We start from the raw sequence: 19,842 nt of genomic DNA on the forward strand, positions 1-19,842 counted from the left end.
GAACATTATGCAGCAAATTTAGAGCGTTACAGCATCTTTTGCGCGTCCAACTGACGCGCGGCTCTGTAGCGTATGATGTCTTGAGATCGACACAGGAAGGACTATTGCATGACTTCGCCAATCGCGGGCCTTGAAGCTCGCTTCGCGCTCACCAAGACCATTGCCGAGGAAGCCGGACGGCTTGCCCATGACTACTTCCTGCAGCGCGAAACGCTGGTCATCGAAACCAAGGCCGACGCCCATGACGTTGTTTCAATCGCCGACCGGAACGTCGAGACGCTGATCCGCGATCGCATCAGCGCCTCGTTCCCGGACGACGGTGTGCTCGGCGAAGAACACGGCCTTGTCAGTGGCACTTCGGGCTTCACCTGGGTGATCGATCCGATCGATGGAACGACGCCCTTTGTCAACGGCATGCCCAATTGGTGCATCTCGATCGCCGTGCTTTATGCCGACAAACCCGTGATCGGCGTGATCCAGTCGCCGTGTCACGACGAGCTCTATGCGGCTGCTTCCGGACTGGGCGCGACACTGAACGGCAAGACCCTGCGCCTCGATGCGACACGGACGATCCGCGATGCCGTGACAGGACTTGGCGCCAACAATCACGTGACGCCGGCCGAAGTCGCGGGGATCGTCGAGCGCCTCCTTGCCGCCGGCGGCAACTTCATGCGCAACGGTTCGGGCGCGCTGATGATCGCCTATGTGGCCGCCGGTCGGCTCGTCGGCTACTACGAGCCCTACATGCATGCCTGGGATTGCCTGGCCGGCTATTGCCTCGTCAACGAGGCAGGCGGCTGGTCGCTGCCCTTCCCGACACAGGGCGAAGCCCTGACGCGGGGAAGCGCTGTTCTGGTCGCAGCGCCCGGCGCGATCGACGACCTGCTCAAGGTCGCGCAACTCGAACGCAAGGCAGCCTGAAACATCGAGACCCCAAACGTGATCAGCTCGTCGACTTATCGACCTTGGCCGTCAGCAGGTTGACGAACTCCATCGGGAACGGAAACACGATCGTCGAGTTCTTTTCGCCGGCGATCACGTTCAAGGTGCTCAAATAGCGCAACTGCATGGCTTCGGGCTGCCGGGCGAGGATCTCGGCGGCCTCGAGCAGCTTGGCCGCCGCCTGCTGCTCGCCTTCGGCGTTGATGACCTTGGCGCGGCGTTCCCGCTCCGCCTCCGCCTGCCGAGCGATCGCCCGGACCATGCTTTCGTTGATGTCGACATGTTTGATCTCGACCGTGGCAACCTTGATGCCCCAGGCATCGGTCTGACTGTCGAGGATCTTCTGGATGTCTTCGTTCAGGCGGTCGCGTTCTGCCAGCATCTCGTCGAGGTCGTGTTTGCCGAGTACTGAGCGCAATGTCGTCTGGGCGAGCTGGCTCGTCGCCATCATGAAATCCTCGACCTGGATCGTCGACTTTTCGGCATCTATCACCCTGAAGTAGATGACCGCGCTGACGCGGACCGACACGTTGTCGTGCGAGATGACGTCCTGGCTTGGAACATCGAGCACGCGGGTTCTAAGATCGACCCGCACCATCTGCTGGACATAGGGAAGAAGCAGGATCAGCCCCGGACCCTTGACGCCCGTGAAGCGACCGAGTGTGAAGATGACGCCGCGCTCATATTCGCGCAGGATCCTGATCGCATAGGCGATGACGATCAGGAGGAACAACAGGATCGCGAGATAGGGAGCGAGGCTCCCAAGCATGTCCATGATCTTTACTCCTTCTACCGCATGCGTCAGGCCTTTGCCTCGTCGCGCGCGACCTCAAGCGTCAGCCCGTTGCGGCCGACAACTTTCACATTTTCTCCCGCATCCAGTGTCTGGCTGCTGACAGCCTGCCACCGTTCGCCGTGGGCGATCACATAGCCGTTTGCGCCGGACCAGCTATCGACCTTGCCCGGCAGCCCGATCATCTGCTCGCCGCCGGTCACCACCGCATGGCGCCGCGCGCTGAAGGCGAGACGGGCGACGAGCAGGCTGAAACCGAGGCTGGCAATGCCGACGCCGGCAAGCATCGCCCATGAGACCTGCAGCCCCGGAGTGTCGGTATCGAAAAGGATCGCAGCGCCGAGAACCAGCGCCAGGGCGCCGCCGGCACCGAGCACACCGAAAGAAGGCGAATGCGCCTCCGCGACCATCAGGCCGATACCGAGCAGGATCAAACCGAGACCGGCATAGCTGACCGGCAAGACGGCCAGAGCGTAGAGCCCGAGCAGCAGGCAGATCCCGCCGACGGTGCCGGGCACGACCGATCCGGGGGTCAGGAACTCGAAGATCAGTCCATAGACGCCGATCATCATCAGAATGATCGCGATGTTCGGATCGGTGATCACCCCAAGCAGGCGCGTGCGCCAGTCGGGCACAAAAGTCTCCACGCCGAGCCCAGCCGTTTCTAGCGCGATATCCGTCTGCCCGACACGGACAATTCGTCCCTGCGCCCGCTTCAGCAGATCGTCGACCGAAGTGGCCGTGAAATCGACGACTTTCTCCTGAACGGCAGCCGCCGCAGACAGGCTCGCAGCCTCGCGCACAGCCCGTTCGGCCCAATCGGCATTGCGCCCGCGCAACTCGGCCAGCCCGCGGATATAGGCGACGGCATCGTTGATGAGCTTGGCCTCGATTGTCGTCTGGGTTGGCCGAGATTGGGCAGCAGTATCTTTGTCGTTCTCGTCGGGACGCTCGTCCTTCTGGCCGCCGAACATGTCTCCGCCGATGGCGATCGGCGTTGCCGCCCCGAGATTGGTTCCCGGCGCCATGGCAGCGATATGGCTTGCATAGAGAATGTAGGTGCCGGCGCTTGCCGCACGTGCTCCGCTGGGTGCAACGAAGCTCGCGACTGGAACGGATGATGCCAGGATCGCCTGGATGATTTCGCGCATGGAGGTATCGAGACCACCCGGCGTATCCATTTGGAGAACGACAAGCGGCAGGTGCCGATCATTGGCCTTCTGCAATCCGCGTTTGATATATTCAGCCGATGCCGGACCGATCGCCCCCTTCAAAGACAGCACCAAAACAACCTTCTCGGTTTCTGGCGCGGACGCGGCGGGAAACACGAATGCTGATAACAGCGACAGCAACAGGGTGAGGACTCGCAACATCTGTCGTCAAAGCCTCGGATACCGGGCGCCCTCCGGCGAAGGCCGCCCACGCAGCAATATTAACACACCATAAAGTTAAGACGAAGCACAACGCACCACCGCGCTGCGACCGGACAACCGGATGACAAAGCCCCGGATCGGGGCTATCTGCATGTCAGAACAATTGCCCCGGCTCGCGTAACAAACGACCATGGCGGCACTTGCCAGGACGAACCGCCTTCGATCTCGACAGGAACCCATCCGCTTGGAGACAACACTTTATCTTCCGATCAAGCGCTTCCTCGAAGAGGCGGGATACTCCGTCAAAGGTGAGGTCGGGGGCTGCGATATCCTTGCGCTCAGCGACGACGAGCCGCCGCTCGTCGTTATCTGCGAGCTGAAGCTGACGTTCAATCTGGAACTGGTGCTGCAGGCAGTGGATCGCGCCAATGCCGGTGACGAAGTTTGGATCGCAGCGCGTGTCTCGGCCAAGGGCAAAGGGCGGGAGAGCGACCGCCGCTTTCGCGATCTCTGCCGCCGGCTCGGGTTCGGCATGCTCGCCGTTGCCGACAACGGCACGGTCGACGTGATTGTTGCGGCATCGGCCGCCATGCCGCGCGGGAACCTGAAAAAGCGAGCGCGTCTCATCAAGGAACACCGCCGTCGCAAGGGCGACCCGACGCTCGGCGGCAGCACGCGCGCGCCGATCATGACCGCCTATCGCCAGCAGGCCCTCGCCTGCGCGGCGGCATTGCAGGATGGCAATCTACGTCCTCGCGACCTGCGTGAGGCCGCACCCGATGCCGCCAAGATCCTGCAAGGCAATGTCTATGGCTGGTTCGAACGGGTCGACCGCGGCATCTATGCGCTGACCGAAATGGGAGCTGAAGCACTTCGGCGCTGGCCGCAAGGCCGAGTATCGGGTGAGAATGATACCGCGGCGATGTCGACATGTTCCGAAGATTGACCCGGCTTGGAGACCAGCTATGAACCTTCCTCTTCGGCTGCTCTGTCTTGGTCTTGGATGGCTGATGATCGGTTTCGCCGTCGCCGGCATCTTTTTGCCGATCTTGCCAACCACGCCCTTTCTTCTCCTGGCGGCCGGCCTGTTCGCTCGCGCGTCGCCGCGACTTGAGCGCTGGCTGCTGGAACACCCGACCTTCGGTCCATCCTTGCGGCTCTGGCGGGAAAAAGGTGCGATACCGGCACGGGCAAAGATCATAGCCATTTCGCTGATGGCGACGAGCTTCGCCTTCTTCTGCATAGTCAGCAAACCGAGCCTGCCGCTTGCGACGGTTGTCGCCGGGGCGATGCTGCTCCCGGCCCTTTTTATCATCACCAGGCCGACCGCCTGAGGGGTCACCCCCTTCGCGGCGCATTTGTCGGAAGCGACGATCAGAGATTGCTGGCGTGAAGCTCCATCATCGCGCGGCGAAGATCGTCGATCGGCGTCATGCCCGAGGTGCTTGTGCCTTCCAGCTCCTTCGGCATCTTCCAGCCGGGATCGATGCCCTGCATGTTCGGCAGTTCGTGCGCGATACCCTTGTGGCAATCGATGCAGGTCGCCTTGCCCGACAGCAGGTAGCGCGTGTGAATGGTGGCGGCGCGCTCCGTCTGCTTTTGCAGATCCATGGCAACGGAGGAATGGCAGTTGCGGCATTCCAGGCTGTCGTTCGCCTTCAACCGCGCCCATTCGTGCTGGGCCAGTTCAAGCCGTTTTTCCAGAAATTTGGGGCGGGTGTTGATGGTGCCGAAGATCTTCCCCCAGACCTCCTTCGACGCCTGCATCTTGCGGGCGATCTTGTCGGTCCACTGATGCGGAACGTGACAATCTGGACAGGAGGCGCGCACGCCGGAACGATTGGAGAAGTGGATCGTGCGCGTCAGTTCCTCATAGACGTTAGCTTTCATCTCGTGACAGGAAGTGCAGAACTTCTCGGTATTGGTGATCTCCAGCGCCGTATTGAAGGCGCCCCAGAACATCACGCCGCCAATGAAGCCGCCCAGCGTCAGAAAACCGAGGCTGAGCGTTCCCGCCGGCGTGCTGACAAGCCGCCACGCCCACAGGATAAGTCGTCGGATCCGCTCCATGGGCTCACTCGCTTCCGGCCGGCTTGACGCCGAGTTCGCTCATATCCTTGAAGACATTGTCGACCAGCGGGCGAACATCCGCCTGCGGCACATGACATGCCGTGCAGAAGTAGCGCCGAGGCGAAACGTCGGCGATCATCTGCCCGTCGCGCGTCATGTAGTGCGTCACGCTGATCATCGGCGCGCCGCTATCCTGCGTGAACTCGCGTTTGTGGCAGGAGAGACAGCGATTGGTATTGACCGAAAGCTGATAGCCCTCGATCGAGTGCGGAATGATCGGCGGCTGATCCGGATAGGCGCGCATCTTGCGTTTGTCATCGACCACCCATTTCGGCAAGCTCGCGGCAGCCCCGGTTTCCATCTGTGGTGTCGGGCCTTCAAGCTGCGGCACCATTTGCTGGACGACCTGGGCAATCGCCGTCGTAGTGACAAACATGGCGAGGCCGATGGCAACGACCACCCATTCTGGTCGCTTCAAGCGACTGAGACGATCTTGACTGCGCATTTTTTGAAATCCGTCTGTTTGGAGATGGGATCCGTTGCGTCGAGTGTCACCTTGTTGATCAACTGGCTCGCATCGAACCACGGCACGAAGATCACGCCGGGCGGCATGCGATTGCGTCCGCGCGTGTCGATGCGTGAGCGGATCTCGCCGCGCCGCGACATGATCCGCACCTCCGCTCCCTGATTGATGCCGCGCTTGCGGGCGTCATCCGCATTCATGAAGCAGCGGGCGCCCGGAAAGGCGCGATAGAGCTCCGGCACACGCATCGTCATCGAACCCGAATGCCAGTGTTCGAGCACGCGACCCGTCACCAGCCAGAGATCGAATTCCTCGTCGGGTGATTCCGCCGGCGGCTCGTAGGGCACCGCAAGAATGACCGCCTTGCCGTCCGGGCGGCCGTAGAATTTCACGCCCTCGCCGGCCTTGACGTAGGGGTCGTAGCCCTCGCGATAGCGCCAGCGTGTCTCCTTGCCGTCGACCACCGGCCAACGCAGACCGCGTTCCTCGTGGTATCGGTCGTATGGCGCGAGATCGTGGCCATGGCCGCGACCGAAGGTGGCATATTCCTCGAACAGGCCCTTCTGGAGGTAGAAGCCGAAGGCTTCGGCCTCGTTGTTGGCGTAGTCGCCGCTGACTTCGCTTAAGGGGAAGCGGTTGACCTCACCGTTCTGGAACAGGACGTCATGCAGGCTCTTGCCCTTGAACTCTGGGTTGGCAGCGAGGATTTCGGCCGGCCAGACTTCGTCGGTTATGAAGCGTTTGGAGAACTCGACCATCTGCCAGAGATCCGAGCGCGCCTCGCCCGGCGCCTGCACCAGCTGGTGCCAGACATGGGTCCGCCGCTCGGCATTGCCGTAGGCGCCTTCCTTTTCCACCCACATGGCCGCCGGCAGGATGAGGTCGGCGCTCATGGCCGTGATCGTCGGATAGGCATCCGAGACCACGATGAAATTCTCCGGGTTTCGATAGCCTTGGTAGGTTTCGTTGCTGGTATTGGGGGCGGCCTGGACGTTGTTGTTGACCTGAACCCAGTAGAAGCTGAGCTTGCCATCCTTGAGCATGCGATCCTGCTCGACAGCGTGATAGCCGGGCTTTTCCGGGATGATCCCATGCGGAACGCGCCAGATCTCCTCGGCGTGCTTGCGGTGCTCCGGATTGGTCACGGTCATGTCGGCAGGCAAACGGTGGGCGAAGGTGCCGACCTCGCGCGCGGTGCCGCAGGCAGACGGCTGGCCGGTCAGCGAGAACGGGCTGTTGCCGGGCTCCGAGATCTTTCCGGTCAGAAGGTGAATGTTGTAGACCATCTGGTTGGCCCAGACGCCCCGCACATGCTGATTGAACCCCATGGTCCACAACGACATCACCTTGCGCTGCGGATCGGCGTAGAGTTCGGCGAGTTCCTCCAGAAACGCCGGGTCGACACCGGTCATCTCGGCGGTCTTCTCCAGAGTGTATTCCGAGACGAACGCCTTGAACGCCTCGTAGTCCATCGGTTCCATCTTGCCGGGGTCGGATGAATTGGCAGCCTTAACTTCGATGGGATTGTCCGGACGCAGGCCATAGCCGATATCAGTGACGCCGCGCATGAAGGTGGTGTGTTTGCGAACGAAGTCCTCGTTCACCCGGCCCTTCTCGATGATGTAATTGGCGATGTAGTTGAGGATCACCAGGTCGGTGCCGGGCTTGAACACCATCGGAATGTCGGCGAGGTCCATGCTGCGGTGGGTGAAGGTCGACAGGACGGCCACCTTCACATGCGACTGGCCCAGGCGGCGATCAGCAAGCCTGGTCCACAGGATCGGATGCATCTCCGCCATGTTCGAGCCCCAAAGCACGAAGGCGTCCGCATGCTCGAAGTCGTCATAGCAGCCCATCGGCTCGTCCATGCCGAAGGTTCGCATGAAGGCGTAGGCCGCCGAGGCCATGCAATGGCGGGCATTGGGGTCGAGGTTGTTGGAGCGGAAGCCGGCGCGCATCAGCTTCGTCGCAGCATAGCCCTCGAAGATCGTCCACTGGCCGGATCCGAACATGCCGACCGCCGTCGGCCCCTTTTCCTTCAGCACCTTCTTGCACTGTTCGGCCATGACGTCGAAGGCTTCGTCCCAGCTCACCGCCTCGAACTCGCCGTCCTTGCTGTAGGCGCCGTTCAGCTTGCGCAGCATCGGCGTCTTCAGCCGGTCGGAGCCATACATGATCTTGGAGAGGAAATAGCCCTTGATGCAGTTGAGGCCGCGGTTGACCTCGGCCTGCATGTCGCCATGGGTGGCAACGACCTGCCCCTCCTTGACGCCGACCATGACGCCGCAGCCGGTGCCGCAGAAGCGACAGGGCGCCTTCGACCACTTGATTTCGAGCGCGCTGATACCGCCGGGCACCGGTTGAGCGGCGGCGGGCAGTGCGATGCCGGCGGTGGCGGCGGCGATGCCGGCCGCGTGCGCCTTCAGGATATCACGCCGCATCAGTTCGGTGGTCATCGTCCGTCACTCCTTCCGTTTCGACATGTTCGAAAACCATATTGGCCGCTACCACGCCCTCGAGCGTGGAGATCGTCGACAGGCATTCGCCAAGCATGCCGGTACTCGTTCCCTCGATGACGACGACAATCTTGCCGCCCTCATGGCCGTAAACCTCGACATTTGCCATGCGCGCCAGCGCGGCAAGGACAGCATCCTTCATCGCCGGAAGAGCGACGACGACGGCGCTTGAGATATGATATTGCCGGGAGGGATCAGGCATGGACGCCCTCCTGAACCCGATCCGCAATGCCGATTGCACCGACAGGACAGACGCCGATGCAGGCACCGCATCCGCTGCAACTGTTGACATCCACCTCTGGCAGGAACGGCCCGCCGGTCCGCGGCCGAAATCGGATCGCCTGCTGCGGACAGGCATCGCGACAGGATTGGCAGGCGACATTGTTGCGCGCGAGGCAGCCGTCGCCGATCGCAACGACATGGGCAAGCCGCGTTACGGCCTCCGCTGCGAATACCTGCTCCGGACAGGCCCGTGCACAACCGCCGCAGAACGTGCATTCGCCGCCTGAAAAATCGAGCGACGGACGTTCGTCAAGCAGCACGATGATTTGGGTGGGACACTTTTCCACACATTGGCCGCAGCCGGTGCATGCCGTCAGGCTTTCAAGCGTGACGCCCGGCGGCAGGACGCGCCTCCGCTCCGCCTGCCGGCCCAGGAACAATCCTCGTCTGGTTGTCATCGCCCCCATGGATCACCTCAATGCCCAAGCGGGCCGGGAGGGCCGTAAACGATCTGCAGCATCCATACGATGAAGCCGTAACCGCCGACCACGCCGACGGCCACCAGCGGCCAGATGCCAAAGGCAAGAACAAGAAATGTCAAAAGCTCCTGGCGCCGGCGAGATCGCGGCTCCTGCTCGGTCAAGTGCTGTGGAGGTAACTCTGACACGCCTGGCTCCCGGGCTCGTTGAACCGAAAGCATAGTAACAATCCGTGACGGAAAATAAAGCGGAACAAACTCTACTTTTGTAATCAAGAATAAAAATAACATCTGTCAATTCAATGAGATATTTGCCCTGGGAATTGCAGTGGTTCCTTGAAAAAAACAGCGAAAATCAAACTTAGTATTTTTGTAAATTACAATATGAAAAGAACAACAAGAGAACGAAGAGCGGCGGCGACAGCTTGGCGCATGTGCTGGCAGTGCGCGCATGTTCAGTCTCGAAGCCATTGGTTTTTGAAGGCAACTCGATGATTCGTCGTTTGACCGCCGACGAGTTCGCCGGAGCCAAGGCTCTGTGGCGCGATAATACTATGCGCAGCCGACTGTTCTCGCTGCCATCATGGTGAAGCGTCAACCCTCCCACCCCATCGCCACGATTGCCGGTTGACAACCCGCCGGAGATGAGGACACATATTGCATTACAAAGGGATCAATTCCTTAATAAGGGAATATACGGAGGACTAGGGGTGCCGGACTTGCTTGTGAGCTTGTATTCGCCGACGCTCGCCAATCTCAAGCGGAAAACCGACACGACCGGCATTCGCATTCGCCCGGCGCTGCCGCCCGAAATGCACGTCGTCGTCGACTGGGTAAGGCAGAACTTCAGTGAGAATTGGGCGAGCGAGGTTTCGGTCGCCTTCTCCCGCCAGCCGATCGCCTGCCTGATCGCGGTGGAAGGTGGTAAGCTGCTCGGCTTTGCCTGCTACGACACGACGGCGCGCGGTTTCTTCGGCCCGACCGGGGTCGCCGGCGAGAGCCGAGGGCGCGGTATCGGCGTTGATCTGTTGACCGCATCGCTCGAGACCATGAAGACGCTCGGCCATGCCTATGCCTTTATCGGCGATGCCGGCCCGGTCGATTTCTACGCCAAGACCATCGGCGCCGTTGCCATCCCCGCCGCCGACAAAGGCATCTACGAAGGCATGCTTCGTAATCCATCCAAATAATCATCTGAACATCGGAGCTCTCCAATGGCATCGACACCGCTCGCCCTCTTCGTCGGCCTACCAAACCCAACACTCTCGGACGACGAGTTCGCCCTGTTTCGCGAAACCAACCCGCTCGGCCTCTTCGTCGGCCGACGCAATCTGCGCGAGCCCGGCCAGGTCAAGATCCTGATCGAGCGCTTCCGCGAGGCCGTTGGGCGCGACGACGCACCTGTCTTCACTGACCAGGAGGGCGGTCGCGTCCAGCATCTCGACGCCGGTCCCTGGCCGCTTTTCCGCAGCTTCGGCCAGTTTGCCGAACTGGCGCGCCATGACCTTGCGCTCGGCAAAAAGGCGCTTCGCCTGTCGTCCCAGGCAATGGGCACGATGATGAGCGAACTCGGCCTCACCAGCGGCTGCTCGCCGGTCCTCGATCTCGTCTTCGAAACGACCAGCGCCGTCATCGGTGCGCGCTCCTTCGGTTCGGATCCGGACTTCATCGCCGCCCTCGGCCGCGAGGTGGTCGATGGCCTGCTTGAGACCGGCAACATGCCTGTCATGAAGCACATCCCTGGGCATGGCCGCGCGACACGTGATTCCCACAAGGAACGGCCCGTTGTCGACGCATCGCGCGAAACGCTTGTCACAACCGACTTCAAGCCCTTCGTTGCCCTCAAGGACACGCCCTGGGCGATGGTCGCGCACGTCGTCTACTCCGCCTATGACAGCGAGCTGCCGGCCTCGATCTCGCCGACGATGCATGAAGTGATCCGCAACGACATGGGCTATGAGGGCGTGCTGGTGTCCGATTGCATCTTCATGGAATCACTGCGCGGCACCTTGCCCGAGCGTGTGAAGCAGGTGCTCGACGCCGGCTCCGACGTCGCACTTCACAGCCACGGCGATCTGGCCGAGAGCGAGGCTGCCGCCAAGGCCGCCCGTCCGCTGACAGAGGCAGCCCAGAAGCGTATCGCCGCCGGCCAGAGCCGGCTCGGCAAGCTCAAGGTCGACATTCGCGCGGCGCACGCCGAAGTCGAAGAGATGTTCAAGAGCGTTCTCGTCGCCTGACGAGACGCCACTCACCAATCAAGAGGGGAGAAACCATGAAAAAATCCATTCTCTGGGCAGCGACCGCGCTGACCCTTTTCGCTGCACCGGCCGTGGCGCAGTCGATCCTGACGGTCAATATCGAGCCGGCCACGACCTGGGTTCGCAACTTCAACCCGTTCAACCAGACGTCGGCGCGCCAAAGCACGCTCGACTTCATCTACGAGCCGCTGGTCGTCTTCAATCGCTTCGATGACAACAAGCCGGTCTTCCGCCTCGCCGAAAGCTTCAAGCTTGCCGACGATCTGAAGAGCATCGAGTTCAAGCTGCGCCCAAACCTGAAATGGTCTGATGGCAAGCCGCTGACGGCTGCTGACGTCAAGTTCACCTACGACTACCTGAAGAAGTTCCCGGCGCTCGACTTCGTCAGCATCTGGACCTTCATCACCGGCGTCGAAGCCGTCGACGGCCAGACCGTTCGCTTCACGCTCGCCAATCCAAGCTCGCTTGCTGCCGAACAGCTTGCCCAGCTGCCGATCGTGCCGGAGCATGTCTGGAAGGACATCGCCGAACCGGTGACCTTCGCCAACGAAACACCTGTTGGCAGCGGCCCGATGACGGAGATCCCGCGCTTCACCGGCCAGACCTACGACCAGTGCCGCAACCCGCACTATTGGGACGCCGCGCTCAAAGTCGATTGCATGCGCTTCCCGCAGCTTGCCGACAACAACCAGATTCTGACCGCGACCGCGTCGGGCACGCTCGACTGGGGCGTTTCCTTCATCCCGGATATAGAGAACGTCTACGTCGCCAAGGACCCGGAGCACTACCATTTCTGGTATTCGCCGAGCAGCATGGTGGCGTTCCTCTTCAACCAGGAAACCGCCAACGAGAACAACCGCAAGGCCTTCAACGACGTGAAGTTCCGTCGTGCGGCCAGCATGGCGCTTGATCGCGGCACCATGGTCGACGTCGCCGGCTACGGTTATCCGACACTCAACGAAGACCCTGCCGGCATGGGCGAACTCTATAAGAGCTGGGCGGATCCGTCGGTCGCGACCGATTTCGGCACCTACGGCAAATACGACGCCGATGCCGCCAAGGCCCTGCTCGACGAGGCCGGCTATGTCGACAAGGACGGTGACGGTTTCCGCGACAATCCGGATGGCAGCAAGATCGCCTTCTCGATCATCGTTCCGAGCGCCTGGACTGACTGGATCGACACGGTCACGATCGCCGTCGAGGGCCTGCAGGCCGTCGGCCTCGACGCCAAGATCGAAACGCCGGAGGAAGCCGTATGGACCGGCAACCTCATCAACGGCACCTTCGACGCGGCGATCAACAGTCTGCCGGCCTCGGCCTCGCCCTATTATCCCTACAAGCGCGCCTTCAGCGCTTCGGACAAGGGCAAGACGCGCTTTACCGCGCAGCGTTGGTTCAATGACGATGTCGAGAAGCTTTTGACCGAGTTCACCCACACGGCTGACCTCGCCAAGCAGAAGGAAGCCATGAACAAGGCTCAGCGCATCGTCGCCGAGAACCTGCCGATCATGCCGGTCTTCAACAATCCAAACTGGTACCAGTACAACACCAAGCGCTTCAAAGGCTGGGTGACGGCCGAGACCCCGTTCGTCAATCCGTCGATCTCGCGGACCAACCCGGCGCGCCTGCTGCATTTGCTGGCACTCGAACCGGTCAACTAAACACCCCCAGGACTGGCGGGAGTGGCTCATCACCGGGCCGCTCGCGCTTTCGCGCCGGCCTCGGGAGCACAATAGCTCCGCGATTAAAGGCTTGCGCCATTTCAAAGCGTTTCTGCCGCCTTTCCTGCCGGTAACAGGGCCAGGGCGCAGTCGATGGAGTCCCCATGGCTTTCCTGCTTCGCCGCCTATGCTTCTATCTGGCAGCCTTCGTCGCGGCGGCGACGATCAACTTCTTTTTGCCGCGGCTGATGCCGGGCGATCCCGTGCAGATCATGTTTTCGAGCGCGGGGGCGGAGCTTCCACCCGAAAGTCTGCAGGCGCTGAAGCTCACCTTCGGCTTCGTCGATGGCCCGCTCTGGCAGCAATATCTGACCTATCTCGGCAGCATCTTCAGCGGCGACCTCGGCCGCTCGATCAAATATTTCCCGCTTCCGGTGACGACGGTTCTCGGCAACGCGCTGGTGTGGACGGTCGGCCTGATGGGCACGGCGACCATCATCAGCTTCACGCTGGGAACCTTCCTCGGCATTCTCGCCGCCTGGCGCCGCGGCAGCCTTTTCGATGTCATCGTTTCGGTCGGTGCGATCTTCGCGACCTCGGTTCCGGCCGTCGTTACGTCGCTGATCGTCGTCTTCTTCTTCGGCTTCACGTTGAATTGGTTCCCGACGGGCTACGCCGCCGACCCGGCACTCGACCCGGCCTTTACGCTGCAATATCTCGGTAGCGTGCTTTATCACGGCATTTTGCCGATGCTGACGCTCTGCACGGTCTTGACCGGCGGTTTCGCCGTCACCATGCGCAACAACATGATCAACCTGCTCGGCGAGGATTATATCGTCATGGCCCGCGCCAAGGGCCTGTCGGACGGCCATGTGATGCTCTGGTACGCGGCGCGCAATGCGCTGCTGCCGACCGTGTCGAGCCTTGCCATCGCCATCGGCACGATCCTCGGCGGCTCGCTGGTGACCGAAGTCGTGTTCAACTATCCAGGCCTTGGCAACATCCTCTACCAGGCGATCCTTGCCCGCGACTACCCTGTCATCCAGGGGCAGCTGCTGATCATGACCGCGACCATGCTGGTTGCCAATTTCATCGTCGACGTCAGCTATGTGCTGCTCGACCCCCGACTGAAGAAGGCGTGAGATGAAGACCAACCCCTTCGGATTGATCCGCAATCGCAAGGCTCTGGTCGGCGTCGCCATCATCGCCTTCATCCTTCTCGTGGCGATCGCCGCACCACTGCTCACCCCCTACGATCCAGGCGCCCGCGTCGGACGGCCGCATCAGGCGCCGTCGCTTGCCCACTGGCTCGGCACCACCCGCATCGGCCAGGATGTGTTCACGCGGCTGATCTATGGCGCCCGCACCTCGCTTGCCGTCGGCTTCGGCGCAGGCCTGCTCATCACAATCGTCGGCACGGCGCTCGGCATTCTCGCCGGCTATCGCGGCGGCAAGGTCGACGAAGTCATCAGCTTCTTCACCAACATGGTGCTAGTGGTTCCCAACCTGCCGCTGCTCCTGGTGCTCGCCGCCTTCATCGGTCAGGCCAGCCCCTGGGTCATCGCGCTGATCCTTGGCGGAACCTCCTGGGCCTGGGGCGCGCGCGTCACCCGCGCCGAGACGCTTTCCGTCAAGCAAAAGGACTACGTCAAATCGGCGGAGATGATGGGTGAGCCACGCTGGCGCATCATGACCTTCGAGATCTTCCCCAACCTGATCTCGATCGTCGGCATCAACTTCATCGGCAGCGTCATCTTCGCGATCATCACCCAGGCGACGCTAGAGTTTCTCGGCCTCGGCGACCCTAAGGTCGTCTCCTGGGGCACCATGCTCTATGCCGCGCAGAAGGCCTCGGCGCTTTCGGTCGGTGCCTGGTGGGACATTCTCACCCCCTGCTTCGCGCTTGCCTTTCTCGGCATCGGCCTGTCGCTTCTGAATTTCGCCGTCGACGAAATCGCCAATCCGCGGCTGCGGACCGGCAACCGTCTCGGGCGCTGGTCCGCGCTCATCCGCTCCGGGGAGGGTCGCCTGTGACCGCACCATTGCTATCCGTCAAAAACCTCACGATCGACTATATCGGCGAGGAAAAGGACTTTCGTGCCGTCGACAATGTCAGCTTCGACGTCGCCCCCGGCGAAGTCTTCGGCCTTGCCGGCGAATCCGGTTGCGGCAAGAGCACCATCGCCTTCGCCATCAGCCGCCTGCACAAGCCGCCGGCGCTCATCCGGCGTGACAGCACCATCCTGCTCAACGGTCGCAATGTGCTCGACCTTGATGACAAGGGCCTGCGTGATTTCCGCTGGCGCGAGGTCGCCATGGTGTTTCAGAGCGCGATGAACTCGCTCAATCCGGTGCTGCGCATCGAACAGCAATTCTATGACGTGCTGAAGACCCACAAGGGCATGAGCCGTGCGCAGGCGCGCGACCGCACCTCCGAAATGCTGAAGCTCGTCGATATCGCGCCCGACCGCATGCGCGACTACCCACATCAGTTTTCCGGCGGCATGCGCCAGCGCATCGTCATCGCCATCTGCCTGGCGCTCGATCCGAGGCTGGTGGTCATGGATGAACCGACGACGGCGCTCGACGTCGTCGTCCAGCGTGAAATCCTCCAGCGAATCAACGAATTGCGGCGAACCCTCGGCTTCGCCGTTCTGTTCATCACCCACGATCTCGGGCTGATGGTGCAGTTCTGCGACCGGATCGGCATCATGCTCGCCGGCAAGCTCGTCGAGCAGAACACGGCGGAGGCGATCTACGGATCGCCGCAGCACGACTACACAAAACAACTTTGGGCCTCCTTCCCGTCGCTCCATGGAGGTGTCCTGCTATGACCGCCCAGCCAACCCCGATCCTTGCGCTTGACAGGGTCACCAAGACATTCGGCCACGGTCCGGGCGCAGTCCATGCGGCCCGCTCGATCTCGTTTTCGCTGCATGCAGGCCGCGCACTCGCCCTCGTCGGCGAGTCAGGCAGCGGCAAGACCACCTGCGCCCGTATGGCGATGCGCGAATATATGCCGACGGAGGGAAAGATCCTCTTCAGGGGCGAGCCGGTCGACGGCGCCAGCCCGGCCGAGACGGTCCTCTACCGACGCGCGGTGCAGATGATCTTCCAGGACCCGTTCGCCTCGCTCAACCCGGCTCATACCATCGCCTATCATTTGAAGCGGCCGCTGCTGCTGCACCGCCCGGATATCAAGCGTTCCGAGATCGACGCGACGGTTCGTGCGCTGCTGCAACAGGTGAAACTCGACCCCGACCTCGTCGCGCCCAAATATCCGCACGAGCTTTCCGGCGGCCAGCGCCAGCGCGTCAATATCGCCCGCGCGCTTGCCGCCAAGCCGGAAGTGATCGTCGCCGACGAGCCGACGTCGATGCTCGACGTCTCTGTTCGCCTCGGCGTGCTCAATCTCTTGAGCGAGATGAAGCAGCAGATGAAGCTCGGTCTGCTCTACATCACCCACGACATCGCCACCGCCCGTTATGTCGCCGAGGATATCGCCGTCATGTATGCCGGCCAGATCGTCGAATGGGGCAATGTCGGCAAGGTGATCGACAACCCCGCTCACCCCTACACCAAGCTGCTGCTCTCTGCCGTGCCTGACCCGGATATCCGCTTCGACGACCCGAGCGTTCGGCTGCGTCCGGAGGATGTCGAAGAGATCCGGCGCAAATCCGCGATGACGCAGGACCGCATCGTCGAAGTGGATACGGACCACTTCGTTCGCACCGCCTGAACCGCGGCGCCGCCGCCGGCATTGCCGCCGGCACCCACCCTCCCCGAAGCTATCCTCCCAGGACAGCAAAAGACAAAACGCCCCGCTCGAAAGCGGGGCGTTTTGTCTTTGCAACCGTTAGCGATTGCATATGCTTGGAGACAGAGCGTGCATGGCGTGCCGCTACAGCACGCCATGACACATGCTCAGGCCGCCTTCATCTGGTTTTCGACATCGGTCGGAACCGTCGAGATCGTCTTCAGGATCTGCGAAGCGATCTGGTAGGGGTCGCCTTGCGAGTTCGGGCGGCGATCTTCGAGGTAGCCGCGGTAGTCGTTGTTGACGAAGCTGTGCGGGACGCGGATCGAAGCGCCGCGGTCAGCCACGCCGTAGCTGAACTGGTGGATCGACTGCGTCTCGTGCTTGCCGGTCAGGCGCATATGGTTGTCGGGTCCGTAGACGGCGATGTGGTCCGCACGGGCGTCCTCGAATGCCGACATCAGGTTTTCGAAATAGTCCTTGCCACCGACTTCGCGCATGTAGGCGGTCGAGAAGTTGGCATGCATGCCCGAGCCGTTCCAGTCGGTGTCACCGAGCGGCTTGCAGTGGTATTCGATGTCGATGCCGTATTTTTCAGTCAGGCGCTGCAGCAGGTAGCGCGCCAGCCAGATTTCGTCGGCGGCCTTCTTGGAACCCTTGCCGAAGACCTGGAACTCCCATTGGCCCTTAGCCACTTCGGCATTGATGCCTTCGTGGTTGATGCCGGCCGCCAGGCAGATGTCGAGATGTTCTTCGACGATCTGGCGGGCGATATCGCCGACATTGCTGTAGCCGACACCGGTGTAGTACGGGCCCTGCGGTGCCGGGAAGCCGGTTTCCGGGAAGCCGAGCGGGCGGCCGTTCTTGTAAAAGAAGTATTCCTGCTCGAAGCCGAACCAGGCGCTATCGTCTTCCATGACGGTTGCGCGGGTGTTGGACGGATGCGGCGTCTTGCCGTCGGGCATCATGACTTCGCAGAGCACGAGAACGCCGTTCTTACGCTCGCTGTCGGGATAGACGGCGACAGGCTTCAGGACACAGTCCGAGCTCTTGCCTTCCGCCTGCATCGTCGAGCTTCCGTCGAAGCCCCAGAAAGGAAGCTCATCCAGCTTCGGGAATGCATCGAATTCCTTGATCAAGGTTTTTCCGCGGAGGTTCGGGGCAGGTGTGTACCCATCGAGCCAAATGTACTCGAGCTTATACTTTGTCATTGCGTTCTCTCACATGGCGCCATGATCTGGCTAAGTTCCGAAGCGGCCCGGCAACCCAATTCAGCTGCCCAACAACCGGTACTCACAAGAAAGCATTAATCGTGCCAGTTTGCGTTTGCGCCGCCAAAGATCGAAAAATCAAAGCCCACGCCACTCGCGGCGATGGAGCGAAAGACGCGCCAAGACTAAGGATGAAGCGAATTGCACACAAAATAGGCATTGAACGCCGCGGTTTGAGGCACAGGCCCGGCGGAGTGCCGTAAACACCGGCGAATTGAGGCGACACAGCTGCGGCGGCCTTGCCGGATCGACAACAACCCGCGTCAAAAAGGCTGCTCGAAAAACAAGCACCATCCAGCCGGTTCCATCAAAACGGCCGCTACGGATATGGGTGATTATCGAGCAATCTCAGCCAGCACGCGATAGAGCCGCTGATCGGTCGATTGGGCGACGTTGAAGCGCAAAAACTCGGCTGCCGAACCGGAATGGCTGAAGGCATTGCCGGGGGCGAGGACAATATCGTGAGCCAGCGCCTTCTGGGCCAGCTCTGAGGCATCAAGACCTTCCGGGAGCCGACACCAGAGGAACATGCCGGCCTGCGGCTCGATCCAGGGCGTGATCCCGACCGTGGCCAGTCGCGTTGCCGTCTCGGTCATCGTCCGCGTCAGCCGCAGCCGCAGCGCCTCCATATGTTTTCGGTAGCTGCCATCGCGCAAAAGGGTCAGCACCAGTTCGGCTGCAAGACCAGGACCGCCGAAAGTCGTCGCGATCTTGAGATCTGTCAGTCCCTCGATCCAGCCTCGGGGGGCGGCGATATAGCCGCAGCGCACCGATGCGGAGAGTGTCTTGGAAAAGCTGCCGATCTGCACCACACGGTCGAGCCCATCGAAGGCGGCAAGGCGCGGCGCCGGCACATGCTCGAAATCGGCAAAAATGTCGTCCTCGACGACAGTCAACCCTGCCTGCTCGACAAGTCGCAACAGGCGGTGGGCAATCAAGGGAGAAAGCGTGGCGCCGGTCGGATTGTGCACGGCGGAATTGGTGATGTAGAGGCGAGGACGGTAGGCCTCCAGCGCCTCGGCGAAGCGATCGAGATCGGGACCAACAGGCGTATAGGGCACGCTGACGACATTGACGCGATGCGCCCGCAACAGCGCCTGGAAATTGAAGTAGCATGGATCGTCGACGATGACGGTATCGCCCGGTTCGAGCAGGAACCGACAGAGAAGATCGATCGCCTGGGTGCCTGACTCGGTCAGGATGATCTGATCGGGCGATGCCTCGACACCATGCTCGGCCAGCCTTCGCGACAGCAACTGCCGCAGCGGTCGCAAGCCGAGCGGCGTGCCGTAATCCGTCAGGCTCGCGGCATCCGTGCGCGCGAGCGAGCGCAGCGCCCGCCTGAGCGCTGCCTCCGGCATCCAGGACGCCGGCAACCAGCCGCAACCGGGCTTCAGAACGTGGGCGTCCGTTTCAAGCGCCTGACGCGAAACCCAGAGAGGGTCGACTGCGCGGTCGAGCCGCGGTCCGACTTCCGTGAGCGACAACGGCGCCAGGGGGGCAGACACGAAAAAGCCGGAGCCGGGCCGCGACCGGATCACGCCTTCGGCCGCCAGACGCTCGTAAGCCTCGACAACCGTCGATTTGGAAACCCGCATCGTCCTGGCAAGCGCCCGAATGGACGGAAGCTTGGCGCCCGGCGTCAACGACCGGCTGGCAATGCGCTGCCGGATCGTGCCCATGACCCCGTCGAGCAAGGTTTCGCCACCGATCTCCGTTTGTTGAAACGCCATCTGTATTGGACCTTCGCACAGGACAGTTTGGCGTAACTGTACCGCATTGTCTCTGGAAGAACCATCGCCCCCAGCCGATACAGGTGGAAAGGAGTTGGCATGAAAGCAGCCGCGTCCCAGGAGAGAACGGATCAGTGAGATGCCAATGATGATCGAGGGACAGTCACGCTTCCGGCCTTTCGGCTTACCTTATTGGGGTTTCGAAGATCTCAACAAGGGAGTTGGAAGCATGACTGCCTCTTATG

The 19,842-nt window shown here is 61.6% G+C and carries 20 protein-coding genes; 10 read left to right on the forward strand and 10 right to left on the reverse strand.

From position 1 onward, the window contains the following. Positions 1-108: 108 nt before the first annotated feature. The gene (locus tag ASD03_RS21845; RefSeq protein ID WP_025428430.1) at positions 109-921 is read left to right on the forward strand and encodes an inositol monophosphatase family protein; all 813 of its coding nucleotides are present in this window, start codon (positions 109-111) and stop codon (positions 919-921) included. Between the two features lie 22 nt (positions 922-943). Here the strand turns inward: ASD03_RS21845 and ASD03_RS21850 are convergent, their stop codons facing one another. Beyond that, positions 944-1,717, reverse strand: a complete 774-nt coding sequence (locus ASD03_RS21850) for a slipin family protein (protein WP_057216233.1) — start codon at positions 1,715-1,717, stop codon at positions 944-946. A 26-nt stretch (positions 1,718-1,743) separates the two neighbouring features. Beyond that, entirely contained in the window at positions 1,744-3,108 is a 1,365-nt protein-coding gene (locus ASD03_RS21855) for a nodulation protein NfeD (RefSeq protein ID WP_057216236.1), read from the reverse strand. A gap of 244 nt (positions 3,109-3,352) precedes the next feature. On the opposite strand from ASD03_RS21855, the gene ASD03_RS21860 reads away from it, so the two are divergent. Both ASD03_RS21860 and ASD03_RS21865 read left to right on the forward strand, forming a co-directional pair. Further along, positions 3,353-4,054 carry a DUF2161 family putative PD-(D/E)XK-type phosphodiesterase gene (locus ASD03_RS21860; protein WP_057216240.1) on the forward strand — a complete coding sequence of 234 codons (702 nt, stop codon included), beginning with the start codon at positions 3,353-3,355 and terminating at the stop codon, positions 4,052-4,054. Positions 4,055-4,073: 19 nt separating this feature from the next. After that, positions 4,074-4,442, forward strand: coding sequence for a YbaN family protein (locus ASD03_RS21865; protein ID WP_057216243.1), 369 nt, complete (start codon positions 4,074-4,076; stop codon positions 4,440-4,442). Positions 4,443-4,482: 40 nt separating this feature from the next. On the opposite strand, the gene ASD03_RS21870 is transcribed toward ASD03_RS21865, so the two are convergent. From ASD03_RS21870 to napE, 6 genes are read right to left on the reverse strand one after another with little or no spacing between them, the layout of a single operon-like run. Then, positions 4,483-5,178, reverse strand: coding sequence for a NapC/NirT family cytochrome c (locus ASD03_RS21870; RefSeq protein WP_057216248.1), 696 nt, complete (start codon positions 5,176-5,178; stop codon positions 4,483-4,485). A gap of 4 nt (positions 5,179-5,182) precedes the next feature. Next, a complete protein-coding gene (locus ASD03_RS21875) occupies positions 5,183-5,683 on the reverse strand; it encodes a nitrate reductase cytochrome c-type subunit (protein ID WP_057208915.1) in 501 nt (166 codons plus the stop codon). Beyond that, positions 5,653-8,157, reverse strand: coding sequence for a periplasmic nitrate reductase subunit alpha (napA, locus tag ASD03_RS21880; RefSeq protein WP_057208913.1), 2,505 nt, complete (start codon positions 8,155-8,157; stop codon positions 5,653-5,655). Before napA ends, ASD03_RS21875 begins: the two co-directional genes overlap by 31 nt. Further along, positions 8,132-8,419 (reverse strand): chaperone NapD, encoded by a 288-nt coding sequence (locus tag ASD03_RS21885; RefSeq protein ID WP_025428422.1) that lies wholly within the window; start codon positions 8,417-8,419, stop codon positions 8,132-8,134. Before ASD03_RS21885 ends, napA begins: the two co-directional genes overlap by 26 nt. After that, positions 8,412-8,897, reverse strand: a complete 486-nt coding sequence (gene napF, locus ASD03_RS38030; protein ID WP_244494681.1) for a ferredoxin-type protein NapF — start codon at positions 8,895-8,897, stop codon at positions 8,412-8,414. The genes ASD03_RS21885 and napF overlap by 8 nt, the downstream gene beginning before the upstream one ends. A gap of 17 nt (positions 8,898-8,914) precedes the next feature. After that, entirely contained in the window at positions 8,915-9,082 is a 168-nt protein-coding gene (gene napE / locus ASD03_RS21895; protein WP_038577795.1) for a periplasmic nitrate reductase, NapE protein, read from the reverse strand. A 545-nt stretch (positions 9,083-9,627) separates the two neighbouring features. Here napE and ASD03_RS21900 point away from each other — a divergent pair. The 7 genes from ASD03_RS21900 to ASD03_RS21930 all read left to right on the forward strand — a co-directional run bounded on the left by ASD03_RS21900 (position 9,628) and on the right by ASD03_RS21930 (position 16,575). Next, a complete protein-coding gene (locus tag ASD03_RS21900; RefSeq protein WP_057208907.1) occupies positions 9,628-10,107 on the forward strand; it encodes a GNAT family N-acetyltransferase in 480 nt (159 codons plus the stop codon). Between the two features lie 24 nt (positions 10,108-10,131). Next, on the forward strand, positions 10,132-11,154 hold the full coding sequence (locus ASD03_RS21905; protein WP_057208905.1) for a glycoside hydrolase family 3 N-terminal domain-containing protein: 1,023 nt from the start codon (positions 10,132-10,134) through the stop codon (positions 11,152-11,154). Between the two features lie 35 nt (positions 11,155-11,189). Then, positions 11,190-12,836, forward strand: coding sequence for an ABC transporter substrate-binding protein (locus tag ASD03_RS21910; RefSeq protein WP_057208902.1), 1,647 nt, complete (start codon positions 11,190-11,192; stop codon positions 12,834-12,836). A gap of 164 nt (positions 12,837-13,000) precedes the next feature. Continuing rightward, a complete protein-coding gene (locus ASD03_RS21915; protein ID WP_025428416.1) occupies positions 13,001-13,978 on the forward strand; it encodes an ABC transporter permease in 978 nt (325 codons plus the stop codon). 1 nt (position 13,979) lies between these two features. Beyond that, positions 13,980-14,870, forward strand: coding sequence for an ABC transporter permease (locus tag ASD03_RS21920; RefSeq protein ID WP_057208900.1), 891 nt, complete (start codon positions 13,980-13,982; stop codon positions 14,868-14,870). Beyond that, the gene (locus ASD03_RS21925) at positions 14,867-15,670 is read left to right on the forward strand and encodes an ABC transporter ATP-binding protein (RefSeq protein ID WP_057216252.1); all 804 of its coding nucleotides are present in this window, start codon (positions 14,867-14,869) and stop codon (positions 15,668-15,670) included. The genes ASD03_RS21920 and ASD03_RS21925 overlap by 4 nt, the downstream gene beginning before the upstream one ends. Continuing rightward, on the forward strand, positions 15,667-16,575 hold the full coding sequence (locus tag ASD03_RS21930) for an ABC transporter ATP-binding protein (RefSeq protein WP_025428413.1): 909 nt from the start codon (positions 15,667-15,669) through the stop codon (positions 16,573-16,575). Before ASD03_RS21925 ends, ASD03_RS21930 begins: the two co-directional genes overlap by 4 nt. Before the next feature lie 185 nt (positions 16,576-16,760). On the opposite strand, the gene ASD03_RS21935 is transcribed toward ASD03_RS21930, so the two are convergent. Next, on the reverse strand, positions 16,761-17,804 hold the full coding sequence (locus tag ASD03_RS21935) for a glutamine synthetase beta-grasp domain-containing protein (RefSeq protein WP_057216256.1): 1,044 nt from the start codon (positions 17,802-17,804) through the stop codon (positions 16,761-16,763). Positions 17,805-18,199: 395 nt separating this feature from the next. Beyond that, positions 18,200-19,597, reverse strand: a complete 1,398-nt coding sequence (locus tag ASD03_RS21940; RefSeq protein ID WP_057216259.1) for a PLP-dependent aminotransferase family protein — start codon at positions 19,595-19,597, stop codon at positions 18,200-18,202. Positions 19,598-19,842: the final 245 nt, after the last annotated feature.

The organism is Ensifer sp. Root127 (assembly GCF_001425225.1).
GTDB classification, from domain to species: Bacteria; Pseudomonadota; Alphaproteobacteria; order Rhizobiales; family Rhizobiaceae; genus Ensifer; species Ensifer canadensis.

Bases quoted from the DNA above. Each gene is read 5' to 3' on its own strand.
- ASD03_RS21940 (WP_057216259.1), bottom strand. From the start codon at position 19,597: ATGGCGTTTCAACAAACGGAGATCGGTGGCGAAACCTTGCTCGACGGG.
- ASD03_RS21850 (WP_057216233.1), bottom strand. From the start codon at position 1,717: ATGGACATGCTTGGGAGCCTCGCTCCCTATCTCGCGATCCTGTTGTTC.
- napF (WP_244494681.1), bottom strand. From the start codon at position 8,897: ATGACAACCAGACGAGGATTGTTCCTGGGCCGGCAGGCGGAGCGGAGG.
- ASD03_RS21870 (WP_057216248.1), bottom strand. From the start codon at position 5,178: ATGGAGCGGATCCGACGACTTATCCTGTGGGCGTGGCGGCTTGTCAGC.
- ASD03_RS21905 (WP_057208905.1), top strand. From the start codon at position 10,132: ATGGCATCGACACCGCTCGCCCTCTTCGTCGGCCTACCAAACCCAACA.
- ASD03_RS21885 (WP_025428422.1), bottom strand. From the start codon at position 8,419: ATGCCTGATCCCTCCCGGCAATATCATATCTCAAGCGCCGTCGTCGTC.
- ASD03_RS21930 (WP_025428413.1), top strand. From the start codon at position 15,667: ATGACCGCCCAGCCAACCCCGATCCTTGCGCTTGACAGGGTCACCAAG.
- ASD03_RS21855 (WP_057216236.1), bottom strand. From the start codon at position 3,108: ATGTTGCGAGTCCTCACCCTGTTGCTGTCGCTGTTATCAGCATTCGTG.
- napA (WP_057208913.1), bottom strand. From the start codon at position 8,157: ATGACCACCGAACTGATGCGGCGTGATATCCTGAAGGCGCACGCGGCC.
- ASD03_RS21935 (WP_057216256.1), bottom strand. From the start codon at position 17,804: ATGACAAAGTATAAGCTCGAGTACATTTGGCTCGATGGGTACACACCT.
- ASD03_RS21915 (WP_025428416.1), top strand. From the start codon at position 13,001: ATGGCTTTCCTGCTTCGCCGCCTATGCTTCTATCTGGCAGCCTTCGTC.
- ASD03_RS21865 (WP_057216243.1), top strand. From the start codon at position 4,074: ATGAACCTTCCTCTTCGGCTGCTCTGTCTTGGTCTTGGATGGCTGATG.
- ASD03_RS21845 (WP_025428430.1), top strand. From the start codon at position 109: ATGACTTCGCCAATCGCGGGCCTTGAAGCTCGCTTCGCGCTCACCAAG.
- ASD03_RS21920 (WP_057208900.1), top strand. From the start codon at position 13,980: ATGAAGACCAACCCCTTCGGATTGATCCGCAATCGCAAGGCTCTGGTC.
- ASD03_RS21875 (WP_057208915.1), bottom strand. From the start codon at position 5,683: ATGCGCAGTCAAGATCGTCTCAGTCGCTTGAAGCGACCAGAATGGGTG.
- ASD03_RS21910 (WP_057208902.1), top strand. From the start codon at position 11,190: ATGAAAAAATCCATTCTCTGGGCAGCGACCGCGCTGACCCTTTTCGCT.